This is a genomic window from Halobaculum gomorrense (genome assembly GCF_900129775.1).
GTDB classification, from domain to species: domain Archaea; phylum Halobacteriota; class Halobacteria; order Halobacteriales; family Haloferacaceae; genus Halobaculum; species Halobaculum gomorrense.
This window is the reverse complement of record NZ_FQWV01000007.1, coordinates 146,049-160,285: the sequence shown is the minus strand read 5'-3', so window position 1 is coordinate 160,285 and position 14,237 is coordinate 146,049. Positions and strand designations below refer to the sequence as shown.

Genomic DNA, 14,237 nt, shown 5'->3' with positions numbered 1-14,237 from the left:
CGCCGGGCGCCCGCCCTACCGGTTCAGCGTGTGGATCGCCCGTCCCATCGCGTTCTCGGCGGCCTCCATCGTCGCCTCGGCGAGCGTCGGGTGGGTGTGGATCGTCGCGGCCACGTCCTCCAAGGTCGCCCCCATCTCGACGGCGAGCACGAGCTCGGCGATCAGCTCGGAGGCGTCGGGGCCGACGATCTGGCCGCCGAGCACGAAGCCGGTCTCCTCGTCGGCGACGACCCGGACGAAGCCCTCGGTGTGGGTCGTCGTGAGCGCGCGGCCGGAGGCGTTGAACGGCATCTGTCCGACGGCGGGATCGAACCCCTCCTCAGCGGCCTCGGCCTCGGTGAGTCCGACGGTCGCGATCTCGGGCTCGGTGAAGACGGCCGCGGGCACGGCCTGATAGTCGAGCGCGGCGGGCTCGCCGGCGGCGGCCTCGGCGGCGACGATTCCCTCCTTGCTGGCCTTGTGCGCGAGCATCGGCTCGCCGGCCACGTCGCCGACGGCGAAGATCGAATCCACGTCGGTCCGTGCCTGGTGGTCCGTCTCGATGAAGCCGTCCTCGGTCGGTTCGAGGCCGGCGCTCCCCAGTTCGAGCGTGTCGGTGACCGGCGAGCGCCCGACGGCGACGAGCACCTTGTCCGCGAGGTACTCGGACGCTTCCCCCTCCTCGGTCTCGGTGGCGACGGCGACGCCGCCCTCGGCGGTCTCCTCCCAGCCGGCGGCGCCCTCGCCGAAGTGGAACTCGACGTCCAGCTCCTCGGCGCGCGAGCGGACGATCCGCTGCACGTCCTCCTCGTAGCCGGGGAGCACGTCGTCGAGCATCTCCACGACGGTTACGTCGGTGCCGAGCTTCGCGAGCATCGTCGACAGCTCCATCCCGATGTAGCCCGCGCCGACGACGACGAGGCTGTCCGGCAGCGACTCCATCTGGAGCAGATCCCGCGAGGAGAGCACGCGCTCGCCGTCGAACTCGAAGCCGGGGATCTGGATCGGCCGCGACCCGGTGGCGACGATGGCGTGCTCGAACTCGATGGACTCGCTGCCCTGGCCGGCCCCCTCGTGGGCGACGCGGAGCTTGTGCTCGTCGGCGAACGTCGCCGTCCCCTCGACGAGGTTGACGCCGTTGGCCGTACACAGCTTCTCGACGCCGCCGGTGAGGCGGTCGACGACGCCGCTCTTCCAGCGCTGCATGCGCTCCATGTCGACCGCGGGGTCGGCGTAGATGCCGAGCTCCTCGGCGTTGGCGGCCTCGTGGGCGACCCCCGCGCCGTGGATGAACGCCTTCGAGGGGATGCAGCCGTGGTTGAGGCAGGCGCCCCCGTAGGCGTCCCGCTCGATGAGGGTCGTGTCGAGCCCCAGCTGTGCCGCGCGGATGGCGGCGACGTAGCCCCCCGGGCCGGCCCCGATGACGGCCACGTCCGTTCCCGTCGAGATGTCTCCGACGACCATTACGCGGGGATTGTGAACCCCGGATGATAAACTGGCAGGAATTGCGGCCGAGAGGACGCCGCTACTCCGGGTGAAGCCGGCGCATCGCGGTCCGCACGTCCTCGCGGTCGCCGATGATGGTGACTCGATCCCCTCGCTGCAGGGTGAACTCCTGAGCGGGCACCTGTGTCTCCCCGTCGCGGGCGACGAGTGCGATCAGGCTGTTCCCGGGAAGCTCGGAGCCGAGCGTGCCGACCGTCTTGCCGTCCGTCTCCTCGGACGTGATCTCGATCTCCTGGACGTCGCCCGACCGACCGATCTCTCCCATCCAGTCTGCGAGCGCGGGTCGCTCGATGTAGTTGTCGAGCGCCTGCGCGGTCGCGAACACCGACGAAACGGTCCGAACGCCCAGATCCTCGAACGCGTCGACGTTGTTGGGCTGGTTCACCCGCGCGAGGACGGTCTCGGGGGAGAACTTCGATTCGGCCAGCTGGGCGACCAACAGGTTCGCGTCGTCGTCTCCGGTGGCGGCGACGACGATGCGGGCGTTCTCGGCGCCCGCCGAACGAAGCACGTCCGTGTCGGTCCCGTCGCCGATGTGGACCGAGTGGCCCTCGTTTCTGGCGATCTCTACCACCTCCTCGTTGTTCTCGATGAGGACCACGTCCTCACCGCGGTCCTCGAGGCGGTCGGCGAGCGTTCGGCCCACCGTCCCGCCGCCGATGATGAGTACTCTCATTGGAATCACGTCGAGCTTCTCCGCGATCTGCCTGGCGAATCCACCCTCGAGGACCACCGTCGCCATGATGACGAGGAAGACGGTCCCCACGAGCGCGTTCGCCGCCGGTTCCATCCCCTCGTTCGCCAGTTCGACGGCGAACAGCGTGGCGACGGACGCCGGGATGATGCCTCGTGGGCCGACGAACGACATGAACAGCCGCTCGTTGCGCCGGAAGCTGTCCCCGACCGTCGACAGCATGACGATCGCCGGACGGATGACGAACATCACCGCCACGACGACGGCGACGCCGCCGAGGCCCAGCCGGATCAGGTCCTCAAACTGGAGCAGCGCCGCCAACGCGATGAACACGAACGACAACACGAGCAGCGTGATGTCGCCCTTGAAGTTCGTGATCTCCTCCTCGTAGGGGACGTCGGCGTTGCCGAGCAGGACGCCCGCCACCGCGACGGCGGCGATCCCGGACTCGGTAGCGACGTAGTTCGCGCCGCCGTACGCGACGAGCGCACCCGCAAGCACGAGCAGGCGGGCGTTCTGTGGGGCATTGCTCGGCGAGAGGTTGACGTACCGCAGCGCGTAGTAGACCACCGCGGCAACGAGCGCGCCGACGACGACGCCCACGCCGAGACGTTCGGCGAACAGCGTCACGAGCGCGAACGCTTCCGTGGTCTCGGTGACGATCGCCTCGAAGATGACGACCGCGAGGATCGCGGCGGTCACGTCGTTGACGATCCCCTCGGTGTCGAGGGCGGTTGCGACGCGGTTGCGAACCGGCACCACCTCGAGGATGGGCGCGATGACGGTCGGCCCGGTCGCCACGAGCAGCGCGCCGATCAGCCCGGCGACGAGCCACTCGACGCCGAGCGCGACCCGGACGACCGCGGTCGTCGCGACGAACGCGATGGCCGCCCCGACGGTGACGAGCCGTACCGTCGCCGCCGGTGCCTCCCTGAGCTTGTCGATCCTGAGGTGGAACGCGCCCTCGAAGACGATGATCGCCACCGAGAGGCCGACGATGGTCGACAGCCCGGTCAGCCCGAACGTCTGCTGGGTGATGACACCCAGCCCCTCCGGCCCGAGCGCGATCCCGGCGGCGATGAGGAAGATGATGCTCGGGAGCTGAAACCGGTTCGACAGCAGCTGTGCGACGACGCCGACGGCGATGATGACGGCGACGATCGCGATCAGTTGTCCGGCGCCTGCCGACATCCCCTCACCTCCATGCGCTGTGGTCGAGGGGAACCGATAAAAAGGCGGCTACTGCGGCGAGGTCGGTTGCATCGGTCAGGCGGAGTGCGACTTCGTTCCGACAGGGGCAGTACAGTCCGATCGGTGCATGACGGACACCGGCGCCGCTCATGACTCCGCGTATATGCTCCCGATGTCGTCCGCGTACCGCTCGAGGATGTTGCGTCGTTTCTTCTTCATCGTGGGGGTGAGCAGGTCGTTCTCCTCGGAGAACTCCTCGGGGACGACCCGGAACTGCTTGATCGTCTCGTGGGCCTCGAACTCCTCGTTCACGCGGTCGACTTCCGCCTGGATGAGCCCTCGAACTCGATCGTCGCGACACAGCGCGTCGTCATCCGACGGGAGGTCGTGCCCCTGTTCGTCGCTCCACTTGCGCACCGCGGGGAGGTTCGGGACGATGATCGCGGAGACGAACCGCTTCGAGTCCCCGATCACCATCGCCTGCTCGACCAACTCGGAGGCGGCAAAGGAGTCCTCGATGGCGCCCGGCGGGACGTACTTGCCCGTCGAGAGCTTCATGAGCTGCTTCGCCCGCTCGCGGAACGTGATGTAGTCGTCCTCGCGGACCTCGACCACGTCGCCCGTGCGGAACCAGCGATCGCCGTCGATCTCGACGAACGCCTCCGCGGTCGCCTCCGGGAGGTTCCGGTAGCCGCCGAAGACGTTCGGTCCGCGGACGAGTAGCTCGCCCACCTCGCCGCCCTTCCCGGCGCCGGCGGCGGTGCCGTTGACGCCGCTCACCTCGTCGTCGATGCGGACGTCCACGTCGTGGACGGGCGGCCCGATGGTGCCGACCTTCGGTTCCTCGGGCGGATTCACCGCGACGACCGGCGCCGTCTCGGTGAGGCCGTACCCCTCCAGGATGGGGACGTCCATCCCGTGGTACAGCTCACAGAGGTCCGCCGACAGCGATCCGCCCCCGGAGATGAAGAAATCGACGTTGCCGCCAAGCGCCTCCTTCACGTTGGAGAAGACGAGGCGGTCGGCGAGCGCGTAGCGGGCCCGCAGAGAGACGCCGGGGTCGGCGGCCCGGTGGTGCTCGCGGCCGACGCCGGTCGCCCAGTTGAATATCCGCTCTTTCACGCTCGATTCGGACGCCTGCTCGCGGATCGCGGCGTACAGCTTCTCGTAGACGCGGGGGACGCTGGTCGCCGTCGTCGGAGACACGAGTCCGAAGTCGTCCCGGAGCGTGTCCGGCGACTCGGCATATGCCACCGTCGCGCCCGCCGCGTACATCATGAAGTGCCCGGCGAGGCGCTCGAACACGTGCGCGAGGGGGAGAAACGACAGGGTGACGCTCTCCTCGTCGACGACGGGCACGTCGTCGGGCTTGTCCGGGCGGTCGCCGAACCGTCGCATGCACTGGTCGACGTTGGCGAGGAAGTTCCGGTGGGTGAGCTCGGCACCCTTCGGCGTGCCGGTGGTGCCCGAGGTGTAGATGAGGCTCGCGAGGTCGTCGAGGTCGCGGTCGATCACCCAGCCGTCGCCGGGGTCGACCGCAGCGCCGAGGTCGTGGACTTCCCCGAGCGTGTACACGTCGTCGCGCTCGTGTGCCTCGCCGTCGAGGAGGATGACGAACTCCAGATCGAGGTCGTCCTCGATGGCGAACACGCGCTCCAGCAGGTCGCGGTTCTCGACGACGACGCCGGAGGCGCCGGGGTCGTCGAGGAGGTGCCGGACCTGATCCGACGACGACGATTTGTACACTGTCGTGACGACCGCGCCCGCGCCGAGCAGGGCGAAGTCGCTGTGGGCCCACTCCATGCGGGTGTTCGCGAAGATACCGACGCGGTCGCCGGCAGCGACGCCGAGCTCGCGGAAGCCGGCCGAGAGCCGGCGCACGAGGTCGTGCATCTCGGCGTACGTGAGGTCGGCGAACTCCCCGTCTGGGGCGGCGTCGACGACGCCCGCGCGGACGAGCGACCGGTCGTACACCCCGCCTTTGTACCGCTGTGCGATCCGGTCGGCGTGGTCGCGGGCGCTCGCGTCGAACGTCGCCGCCAGCGAGTCCCGGGTGATCCCCGGGTCGTACTCGCGTTCCGCCTGGCGCCAATCCATGCTACTTTTTGCCGCGCCACTCGTAATAAGTCGGTCCCCTCGCGACGCCCGTTGTTCGGCGTTTCTTCGCCTCAGTCGCGGCAGCCAGCCGCGCTGTCGACGGGCCCGGACGCGGTTCTCACCTCAGATCGTCTCGTCCCGTTTCTCCATGTAGTCGAGGTAGCCGAGCACGCCGCGGGTGTTCATCCGCTGTTCGTCCCGAGCCTTCCGCTCGCCCCACGTGTCGATGAGGTCCTGGGGCGCGTGTTCGGCGAAATGCTCGATGACGTCCTCGTCGGCCTCCAGCGCCTCGCGCCGCTGGCGCACCGCCTCGACCCACTCGGCGAGCGTGCGCTTGTAGCCGGCGAGCATGTCGTCGTCGAACTTCCGTGGGCCGAAATGGCCGAAACAGAGGTAGCGAGGGTCGATGTCGCGGATCATGTCGGCGTCGTCCTGACAGCCGTGGAGGTCGAACTGGGAGGGCGGGGAGGTCTGCTCGATGGCGTCCAGTTGCGGGACGTAGATGCCGGCGGCGTCGGCGGTGAACACCACGTCGTCGTCGCGGTCGTGGAAGATCACCTGGTGGGGGGCGTGCCCCGGGGCGTGGTGCACGTCGAGCTCCCGGTCGCCCAGATCGAGCGTCTCGCCGCCCGAGAGCGCCTCGATCCGGTCTTCTGGGATCGGTTCCGGCTCAACGTAGAAGCGCCACTGCTCGCCGACCGCGGCCTTCGTGCCCTCGACGAGCCGGCTCGGATCGACGAGGTGCTCGACGGCGGACTCGTGGATCAGCACCGTCGCGTCCGGGTAGCGCTTGGCGAGGAACCCCGCGCCGCCGGCGTGGTCGAGGTGAACGTGCGTGGGGAGGATGAACTCGGGCGTCATCCCGAGGTCGTCGAGCGCGTCGAAGAGGAACTCGCGGTTGTTACCGAGGCCGGTGTCGATCACCGCGGGACGCTCGGCGTCGAGGAGGTACACCGAGCCGTAGTTGGCGGTGTCGTACATGTCGGTGTCGAGGTAGTACAGGTCCGCACACCCGGGGACGGGGGCGTACTCCCCGGGGCCGATGTCGGTGTCCATACCTGAACCCCCGTCAGTCGGTATCAAAAGAATTCGGGAGGCGCCGAGCAGCCGTCGGAGCGACACGCACCCGCCGGGCGAGCCAAGGGCTGACGGGCGGTGCCACGCGGAGGGCGGGGCGGAGCGTGCGGGGTCGCGTGCGGCGGGAGGCGACGGCGGGCGCGAGCCGACGCCGACTCGCCGGCGCGTTCGGCGGCGGGCGAGCCTCAGGCGTTCACGTCGGGGCCGTCGTCGACGAACCGAACCGTGAACCGCTCGTAGCCGCCGTAGGCGGTTTCCAGCGATCCGAGCCACCAGTTCCACCGCTCGACGAGGTCGTGATCCTCGGGCGCGTCGGCCAGGTTCTCGATCACGTCCTCCACGGTGAGCTCGTGGCCGCGGTCGGCTTCGATCGCGCCGGAGTCGGCCAGGTCCCGCGCCTGGCGGGCGACGGTACGGCGTGCCGCCTCAGTTCCCCCGAACTCGCGCTCGAGGGCCGCCGTGAGTTCTCTGCTGTCCACACAGTCGGTTGGGTGTCCATCCGTTTTAGTTAGTCGGGTGCGTGTCAAACACTCGCACGACCGTCGTCCGACGGTAGCCGGTGGCCTACCGCCGCCGGCAGGCGTTCTGCCGGGCGGCGTGACGCCGTCGCTGGCTGGGGTGCGATCGGCTGAGGGGAGTAAGCCCCCTTCTGTTCGGCCCGACATTCGGCTGAGCGTCCGCGTCGGTCGCGGGGCGCATGCCCCGGTCGCTCGCGCGAGGCGAGCACCCGGACTACCATCGGGGCGACCGCCGCGTGGTGGCCGCCCGTCGACGCGGGCTTGCACCGGCGAGGATTCGCCGTTCCATCCGTTCCCGCCCGTCTCGCGGCGAAGCCGCGGCCCTCGGTGGGTTCACTCCCTTCCCTCTCGGGTCGGTTCGCGCGTCCGCGGCGGACCGCAGACGCCGGCGGCGACCGGAAGGTCGCCGTCGCACCTCATGGGTCGGGGCGGGGGGTCTCGTTGCTGTTCCAGAGCCAGCCGTCTCCGACTCCGGGCTTGCGCCCGGTCGCCCGTCCGGGGGTGGGGGGACTTTCCTCATGCGCCGTCGCCGCGAGGGTCGAGCGCACGGGGGTCGGGCTCCCTCTGCCGGTCCGAGCTACGTCGCTGTCCGGGATAAAACGTTCGAGGAACGGGTCGATCGAAGCGCGACGGACGTGAGGAAACCGCGATCGGACGGCTCGTCGCCCCTCGGACGCTAGCCTGAGAATAACTCGCATGAAGAGGGAAGACTTCAAGTTAGCACGGACCCCAGCAGGAGTATGTCCGAAGCGAAAACCGTGCGGCTCACCTACGACGACGGTGCACGCGCGGTCGAACTCGCTCGGGAGTCGGTCGAGGCGTTCGTACTCCAAGGCCAGCGCGAGCAGCCGGGGAGTATGCGCGACGCCTTCTATGCCCGGACGGGCGCGTTCGTCCGACTCCAGTCCACCCGCGGCCGCGGGCGGATGCGAGGCTGTGCCGGATCGTACCGAGGGAAAGACCAGCTCGGTCACGCGATCGTCGACGCGGCGATCAAGGCGGCCTCGGTCAACTCGGGCGGCTCCGAACTGGAGCCCAAGGAACTGGACTCCGTGCTCGTCTCGGCGTGTGTCGTCTCCGGCGTCACGCTCACCAACGACCCTGTCGAAGATCTGGAGCTCGGGCGACACGGCGTCGCCATCGACCACAACGGTAAGCACGGCTGGCTGTACCCGACGATCCCGGTCGAAAACGACTGGAGCAAGGGCAAGTTCCTCTCGCGCGCCTGCCGGAAGGCCGGCCTCTCCCCGATGGCCTGGCAGGACGACGACACGATGGTGACGCTTATCGACGGCCAGGTGTTCCGCGAGCGCCCCGACGGCGGCAGCGTCGAACAGCTGTAGGCGACGGGCGGCCGTGGCGGTTCTCAGCAGCTCCCTCGAAGAGCCGAGCGCTTGCGTCTCGTCGCGCCGCCGCGCCTCGACGAGTCGCGCTATTCTTCGCCGAACTCGACTCGCGTCGCGTCCGCGAGCGCCCGTCCGGCGGCGTCGTCGATGTCGAACGGCCGGACGACCTCGCCGTCGCGGATCAGCGGCTCCATGAGCGACTCGCCGCCCTCGGGCCCCTCGCGCCCGCGCAGCCCGACGTGGTGGCCGCCGTCGGGGGTGCGGTACACCGCCTTGATGCCCGAGAGCTTCCCCCGCTTTGCCGCGGGCTCGCCATCGACCTCGACGATGTCGAGCGCGAAGTCCACCGGGTCGGCGTTGGAGACGTAGCCGCCGACGCCGAAGCCGTCGGCGACATCCCGGAGGCGGCGGAGCTCCGCGGGGCCGAGACCGCCCGAGAGGAACACGTCCACGTCGGCGTGGCCGCGGGCGTCGAGCTCCCACTGTACCTCGCGGACGATGTGGCGGAAGTCGCCGCGCCGGGAGCCGGTGGTGTCGAGGCGGACGCCGTCGAGGCGGTCGCCGAGCGTCTCGACGGCCCGAATCACCTCCTCTTTCTCGTCGGAGTAGGTGTCACACAGCGCGATCCGGGGGACAGACTCGGGGACGGCCTCGTCGAAGGCGCGCCAGGCGTCCTCCTGATTGCCGCGACCGAAGCAGATGAGCAGCGCGTGGGGCATCGTCCCCGAGGGCTCGCGGCCGAGCACCTCGCCGGCGGCAACGTGCGAGAAGCCGTCGAGCCCGCCCACGAGCGCGCTGCGCTCGACCATCGCGGCGATCGAGGGATGGACGTGGCGCGCGCCGAACGAGAGGATGTTCGACTCGAGCGCGGCGCGGCGGCACTCAAGCGCGGCGGTAGCGACGCCGGACGCGTGCGAGAGGAAGCCCAACAGGGATGTCTCTAAGGCCGCAAACTCGAGGTACGTCCCCTCGATGCGCATGACCGGCCCGCCGTCGAATAGCGTCCCCTCCGGGAGCGCGTCCACGTCGATCCCGTGGCCGGCCAGCAGCGCGGCGGCGTCCTTCACGCCCGCAAGCAGCTCGAAGTCCCCGTCGGGGAACTGATCCGCGGTCACTTCCGCGACGACGCGCGGGTTCCGGTCCGCGTGGCGAAGCGTCTCGACGGTCCGGTCGAAGTACGCGTCCGTCGCCGTTCCGTCGCGGACGGCGTCGGCCCCGACGATGTCGAACTCGAGGGGCGGAGAACTCATGCGTGCGGATTCACCGCGGCGACGCAAAAAGTCACGCTATCGCGGGACGCGATCGCATGAGACGGCCGAGCGATCCGCAGAGCGCGGAGACGGGGGCGAGGCGTCAGCGGCGGCGTCGGGCGAGCAGCCCGGCGACCACGACGGCGGCGACGGCGACGCCGAACCCGAAGCCAGCGCCGGTCGTCTCCGTCGTCACCGCGGGGGTGCCCGCCGTGTCGCCGGCGGTGTCGTCGCCCGCAGGGGGCTCGGTTGGGCTGGCCCCGCCGTCGGTCGTCGTCTCCGCGTCGACCGGTTCGAGACCCGGACGGATGTTCTTCACGTCGTCGACGGTGGGGCCGTTGACGATCGTGACGCGGTCGCCGTCGAGGCGGACGAGGAATGCGTCGGCGAACGGCCCGTCGGGGACGACGTAGTACCCCTCGTCGGTCTGGCGCACGTCGTGGGCCTCCAGCATCCGGAGGTACGTGTCGCGGAACTCGTGCGCGTCGGCTTCGGTGTCCCACTCGGTGATCCACACGTAGCCGTACGTGGCGTCGTCGCCCTCGCCGTTACGGTACGGGAACAGTCGGTCGTTCGCCCAGCCGTTCGACGGTTCGGCGTCGTAGTTGTACATGTCGTACGGACTGCTCGTGTCGAACAGCCCGTTGGGGTTGATCGTGTCGGCGCGGTACTCGCGAGCCTGATACCAGAACATCGCGTAGATCGACGCCTCGCCGACCGTATCGGAGCCGTTCTGGCCGAGCCGCGGGTTGTCGCGCGAGAAGGTGCTCCAGCCGTTCGTCTCCCTGTCGGTGAACTCGATGGGACGGGGCGTCTCGTCGGTCCGGTGGATCACCTGCTCGGAGGAGACGGGCGGGTTCCGGAACCGATCCTCGAAGGCGTCCCAGCCGCCCTCCTGAACGATCTCGTGCACGTACACCGGACCGTCCGAGTACGGATTGAGCAGCGTGAGCAGGATGCCGAGGTTCGGACCGCCGCCGCCGCCGCCGCTCCCGCCGGCCTGCGGCGTGTCGACACACTCCCACTCCGTCCCGCAGCGCATGGAGTAGTTCGTCTCGACGTAGTTCGCCTCGCCCTCGACGACGCCGTCGACCGCGAGCGTCCCGTCCTGGGTGGGCGCCCGGTACGTCGCGTTGGTCAGGTCGTACCGCTGGTCCTGCAGCGCGTGGACCAGCTCGTGGATCAGCGTGGCGTTGTTGATCGTCGGTGCGTCAGTGGAGTCGGTGACGATCGTGATCGCGTCGTTCGTGGGCGAGTAGAACCCCGCAACCGACGAGCCGGTCGTCTGACCGATCGCGTCGCTCGAACCGGTCGACTCGCCGACGATGAACAGCCCCTCCCACACCTGGTCGTTCCACCGGTTGTACGCGGTGCGGTTCGCGCCGCCGCCGGCGCTCCGGTTGCGGTACTCCTCGCGGGTGATGATCGACACCGGCACCGTCGACTCGAATTCGGCCTCGCGGATGTACTCGACGCGGGCCATCCCGCGAGCCACGTACGCGTCCAGTTCCTCGTCGCTGAGCCCGTCGGACTGGTCGACTGCGATGCTCTCGTTATGCCAGTAGCCGCCCTCCCAGCCGATCCGGTCGGCGGCCGGGTCGGGCGGCGCCTCCTGTTGCATCGCGGGTGAACCGGCTGTCGCGACCGCGCCGGGTGACGCCGGCGTCGCGGCGAACGCCGGCGCCGCGGCGGTGGTCACCAGCACGACCGCGAACACGAGGGCGGTGAGGCGTACGCGCGAGCGCGGGGCCGATCGTCGCATATCCCCGCATCGTCCCGGGGGTAGAAGTACCTTGTCCGCGATCAGCGGCGGGCGAACCGGGGTGTCCCGGCGAGCAATTTTGTGACTCCGGCCCGAAGCGATACCCATGGACACGGACGCGACCGAGTTCGACCCCGACCGCACCGCTGTCGTCGTGGTCGACATGCAGAATGGGTTCTGTCACCCTGACGGGAGCCTCTACGCCGAGCCAAGCGAGGCGGCGATCGACCCCGTTCGGACGCTCGCCGAGCGCGCGGGCGATGCCGGCGCGCGCGTCGTGTACACGCGGGACGTGCACCCGCCCGAGCAGTTCGACGGCGCCCACTACTACGACGAGTTCGACCGCTGGGGCGAGCACGTCGTCGAGGGGAGCTGGGACGCCGAGCTGGTCGACAACCTCCCGACCGCGGAGGCCGACCACGTCGTCGAGAAACACACCTACGACGCGTTCCACGACACCGAGTTGGAGGGGTGGCTCGACGCCCGTGGCGTCGACGACCTGCTCGTCTGCGGGACGCTCGCGAACGTCTGCGTGCTCCACACGGCGGGGTCGGCGGGGCTGCGCGACTACCGGCCGGTCGTCGTCGAGGATGCGCTCGGCTACATCACCGAGGAGCACCGCGAGTACGCCGTCGAACACGCCGACTGGCTGTTCGGCGAGACCGCGACGCTGGCGGAGATCGAGTTCGCGTAGCGGTCGACGCTGTCGGCTACGGACCGGGTCCGGCGGCTACGGACCGGTCCCGTCAGCCACGAGAACGAGCGGTTCGTGTCACTCCGTTACTCCGCTGCCGGCGGTTCGTCCCCGTCTTCGGGAGACAGCGGCGCGGGGTCAGCCAGCGAGAACACGACGCGCTCGGAGTCGTCGAGCGGACGGAGGTACGCGCACAGTTCACCCGCGTCGTCGGCGCGGTCCAGCATCGGTCGCGCCTGCTGTTCGTCGTAGTACAGCGGGAACGCGACCGCCCGCCCGGCGGCCTCGGCTTTCATCACGACAACGAGAAACACCACGTCCGACTGCTGGGCGCGGTAGGCGTCGTACTCGTCGAACACGTCGCCGTCGCCGTCGGCCGCATCCGTCTCCGCGACGAGGTCTTGGGCCTCAGCGAACTCGTCGCCCGGAAGGAGCACGTCGAACCCGGTCCGATCCACCTCGATCCCGGTGCCGTCGGTGGAGACGTTGGGCAGGGGCGTCACGTCGCCCGGGTGGAGTTCGAGCACGTCCCAGCCCGCCTCGCGGTACTCCTCGGCGGTGGCCTCCATGTCGGCCATTACGTCGTCCCAGAACTCGGTGTATCCAGCGAGCGGGTGGCTGCCAGCCATACTTCACCGGCGGCGGCCCGAGGGGAAAACGGTTGTCGTGTCGGCTCGCGGGGCGGAGCGCTCCGAGACCGGTGCGGCGACGACCCCCGAGCACGCTTCGGCGGCGAGCGTCACCGAACCCGCCCGGAGATTACGCCCGAACGTTCCGGCCGACCGCGTCGCCGAACCGCTCGCCGTCGCCGCGGGCGTCGTAGGCGATGCTGCCGCGCACGAGCGTCAGTTCCGGGAAGACGCCCTGGCGGCCCTCGAACGGCGTCCACCCGCACTTCGAGTGGAGGTCGTCGCCGCGGATCTCGCGAGTGGCGTCGAGGTCGACGAGGACGAGATCGGCGTCGGCGCCCTCGGCGACTCGGCCTTTCCCGTCGACGCCGAAGACGTCGGCCGGGTTCGCGGCGACGAGGTCGCGCACGCGCTCCAGCGTGAGCCTGCCCTCGCGAACCTCCTGCAGGAGCAGCGGGAGCATCGTCTCGACGCCGGGGACGCCCGAGGGTGCGTCCCGGACGCTCGCGTCTTTCTCCGCGCGGGTGTGGGGCGCGTGGTCGGTGGCGACGATGTCGACGGCGCCGTCTGCGACGCGCTCGAGCACCGCCTCGCGGCGCTGCTCGCTTCGCAGCGGGGGGTTCATCCGGCCGAAGGTGCCGAGGTTGTCGAGGTCCTCACGAGAGAGCAGCAGGTGGTGGGGCGTCACCTCGCAGGTCGCACCCGCGTCGCTGGCGGCGTCGACGCCCTCCGGCGTCGAGGTGTGGGCGATGTGAATCGCGGCGTCGGAGTCGGCGCCGACCGCGAGCGCGCGCTCGACGGCGGCGGCCTCGGCCTCGGCGGTTCGGTAGGCGCTCCACGCGTCTGCATCGGCGTCGCGGCCGGTTCCGTCGTCGGCGCGCTCCAGGGCCGCCCGGTCGAACAGGGCGGCGTCCTCGGCGTGGACCGTGACGACCGTGTCCTCGGCGGCCGCGCGGGCGACGGCGTCGGCGAACAGGTCCGCCTCGATGCCCATGTCGCCGGTGGAGTCGGCGAGGAACACCTCCCCGAGCGCGAAGATCGGGTGTTCGAACAGCGAGTCGGGATCCCAGTCGCCGGTGACGCCGCCGTTGACCCCGAAATCGACGAGCGACTCCGCAGCGAGGGCGACCTTCCCGTCGACGGCCTCGCCCGTGACCGTCGGGGGGTCGGTGTTCGGCTGGTCGACGACGGTGGTGACGCCGCCAGCGGCGGCCGACCGCGACCCGGTGTGCCAGTCCTCCTTGTGGGTGAAGCCGGGTTCGCGGAAGTGGACGTGCGCGTCGATGGCACCGGGAAGGAGGTGCTTGCCGTCGCAGTCGACGACCTCGTCGACGGCGGCGTCCGCGGGGTCGAGCGTGCCGGCGTCGGCGACCCGCGCGATCGTCTCCCCCTCGACCAGCACGTCGCGGACGCGGCCGTCCGCGAGCGTGGCGGTGGTGAACAGCGTGCTCATTGCCGGAGGTGCGCGGGCGCACGGCGTAAGTTCGGCGGATC

11 protein-coding genes and 1 other RNA gene are annotated in these 14,237 nt (G+C 70.0%); 2 read left to right on the top strand and 10 right to left on the bottom strand.

Features of this window, described 5'->3' with window-relative positions; genetic code table 11:
- Window positions 1-15 precede the first annotated feature (15 nt).
- The 6 genes from lpdA to rnpB form a co-directional block, all read right to left on the bottom strand.
- Entirely contained in the window at window positions 16-1,443 is a 1,428-nt protein-coding gene (gene lpdA / locus BUE16_RS12895) for a dihydrolipoyl dehydrogenase (RefSeq protein WP_073310350.1), read from the bottom strand.
- Window positions 1,444-1,504: 61 nt separating this feature from the next.
- Window positions 1,505-3,370 carry a cation:proton antiporter domain-containing protein gene (locus BUE16_RS12890; protein WP_073310347.1) on the bottom strand — a complete coding sequence of 622 codons (1,866 nt, stop codon included), beginning with the start codon at window positions 3,368-3,370 and terminating at the stop codon, window positions 1,505-1,507.
- 147 nt (window positions 3,371-3,517) lie between these two features.
- Window positions 3,518-5,467: an AMP-dependent synthetase/ligase gene (locus BUE16_RS12885; protein WP_073310345.1), complete on the bottom strand. Its 1,950-nt coding sequence runs from the start codon at window positions 5,465-5,467 to the stop codon at window positions 3,518-3,520.
- Between the two features lie 123 nt (window positions 5,468-5,590).
- Window positions 5,591-6,523 carry an MBL fold metallo-hydrolase gene (locus BUE16_RS12880; protein ID WP_073310343.1) on the bottom strand — a complete coding sequence of 311 codons (933 nt, stop codon included), beginning with the start codon at window positions 6,521-6,523 and terminating at the stop codon, window positions 5,591-5,593.
- A 206-nt stretch (window positions 6,524-6,729) separates the two neighbouring features.
- Window positions 6,730-7,023, bottom strand: coding sequence for a hypothetical protein (locus BUE16_RS12875; protein WP_073310340.1), 294 nt, complete (start codon window positions 7,021-7,023; stop codon window positions 6,730-6,732).
- A 147-nt stretch (window positions 7,024-7,170) separates the two neighbouring features.
- Window positions 7,171-7,631, bottom strand: an RNA gene (gene rnpB / locus BUE16_RS12870) — RNase P RNA component.
- A gap of 171 nt (window positions 7,632-7,802) precedes the next feature.
- Between rnpB and BUE16_RS12865 the strand changes: the two genes are divergently transcribed.
- Window positions 7,803-8,405 carry a TIGR00296 family protein gene (locus tag BUE16_RS12865; protein ID WP_073310337.1) on the top strand — a complete coding sequence of 201 codons (603 nt, stop codon included), beginning with the start codon at window positions 7,803-7,805 and terminating at the stop codon, window positions 8,403-8,405.
- 89 nt (window positions 8,406-8,494) lie between these two features.
- Here BUE16_RS12865 and BUE16_RS12860 read toward each other — a convergent pair whose 3' ends face one another.
- Together BUE16_RS12860 and BUE16_RS12855 are read right to left on the bottom strand one after the other, a co-directional pair.
- Window positions 8,495-9,658, bottom strand: coding sequence for a nicotinate phosphoribosyltransferase (locus BUE16_RS12860; protein ID WP_073310334.1), 1,164 nt, complete (start codon window positions 9,656-9,658; stop codon window positions 8,495-8,497).
- A gap of 103 nt (window positions 9,659-9,761) precedes the next feature.
- On the bottom strand, window positions 9,762-11,420 hold the full coding sequence (locus BUE16_RS12855; protein ID WP_073310332.1) for an Hvo_1808 family surface protein: 1,659 nt from the start codon (window positions 11,418-11,420) through the stop codon (window positions 9,762-9,764).
- A gap of 106 nt (window positions 11,421-11,526) precedes the next feature.
- Here BUE16_RS12855 and BUE16_RS12850 point away from each other — a divergent pair, with 106 nt between their 5' ends.
- Window positions 11,527-12,114: a cysteine hydrolase family protein gene (locus BUE16_RS12850; protein ID WP_073310330.1), complete on the top strand. Its 588-nt coding sequence runs from the start codon at window positions 11,527-11,529 to the stop codon at window positions 12,112-12,114.
- A gap of 86 nt (window positions 12,115-12,200) precedes the next feature.
- Here the strand turns inward: BUE16_RS12850 and BUE16_RS12845 are convergent, their stop codons facing one another.
- Both BUE16_RS12845 and BUE16_RS12840 read right to left on the bottom strand, forming a co-directional pair.
- Window positions 12,201-12,743, bottom strand: a complete 543-nt coding sequence (locus tag BUE16_RS12845) for a DUF7529 family protein (RefSeq protein WP_073310328.1) — start codon at window positions 12,741-12,743, stop codon at window positions 12,201-12,203.
- Window positions 12,744-12,873: 130 nt separating this feature from the next.
- Window positions 12,874-14,196 (bottom strand): dihydroorotase, encoded by a 1,323-nt coding sequence (locus BUE16_RS12840; RefSeq protein WP_073310325.1) that lies wholly within the window; start codon window positions 14,194-14,196, stop codon window positions 12,874-12,876.
- Between the last annotated feature and the right edge of the window lie 41 nt (window positions 14,197-14,237).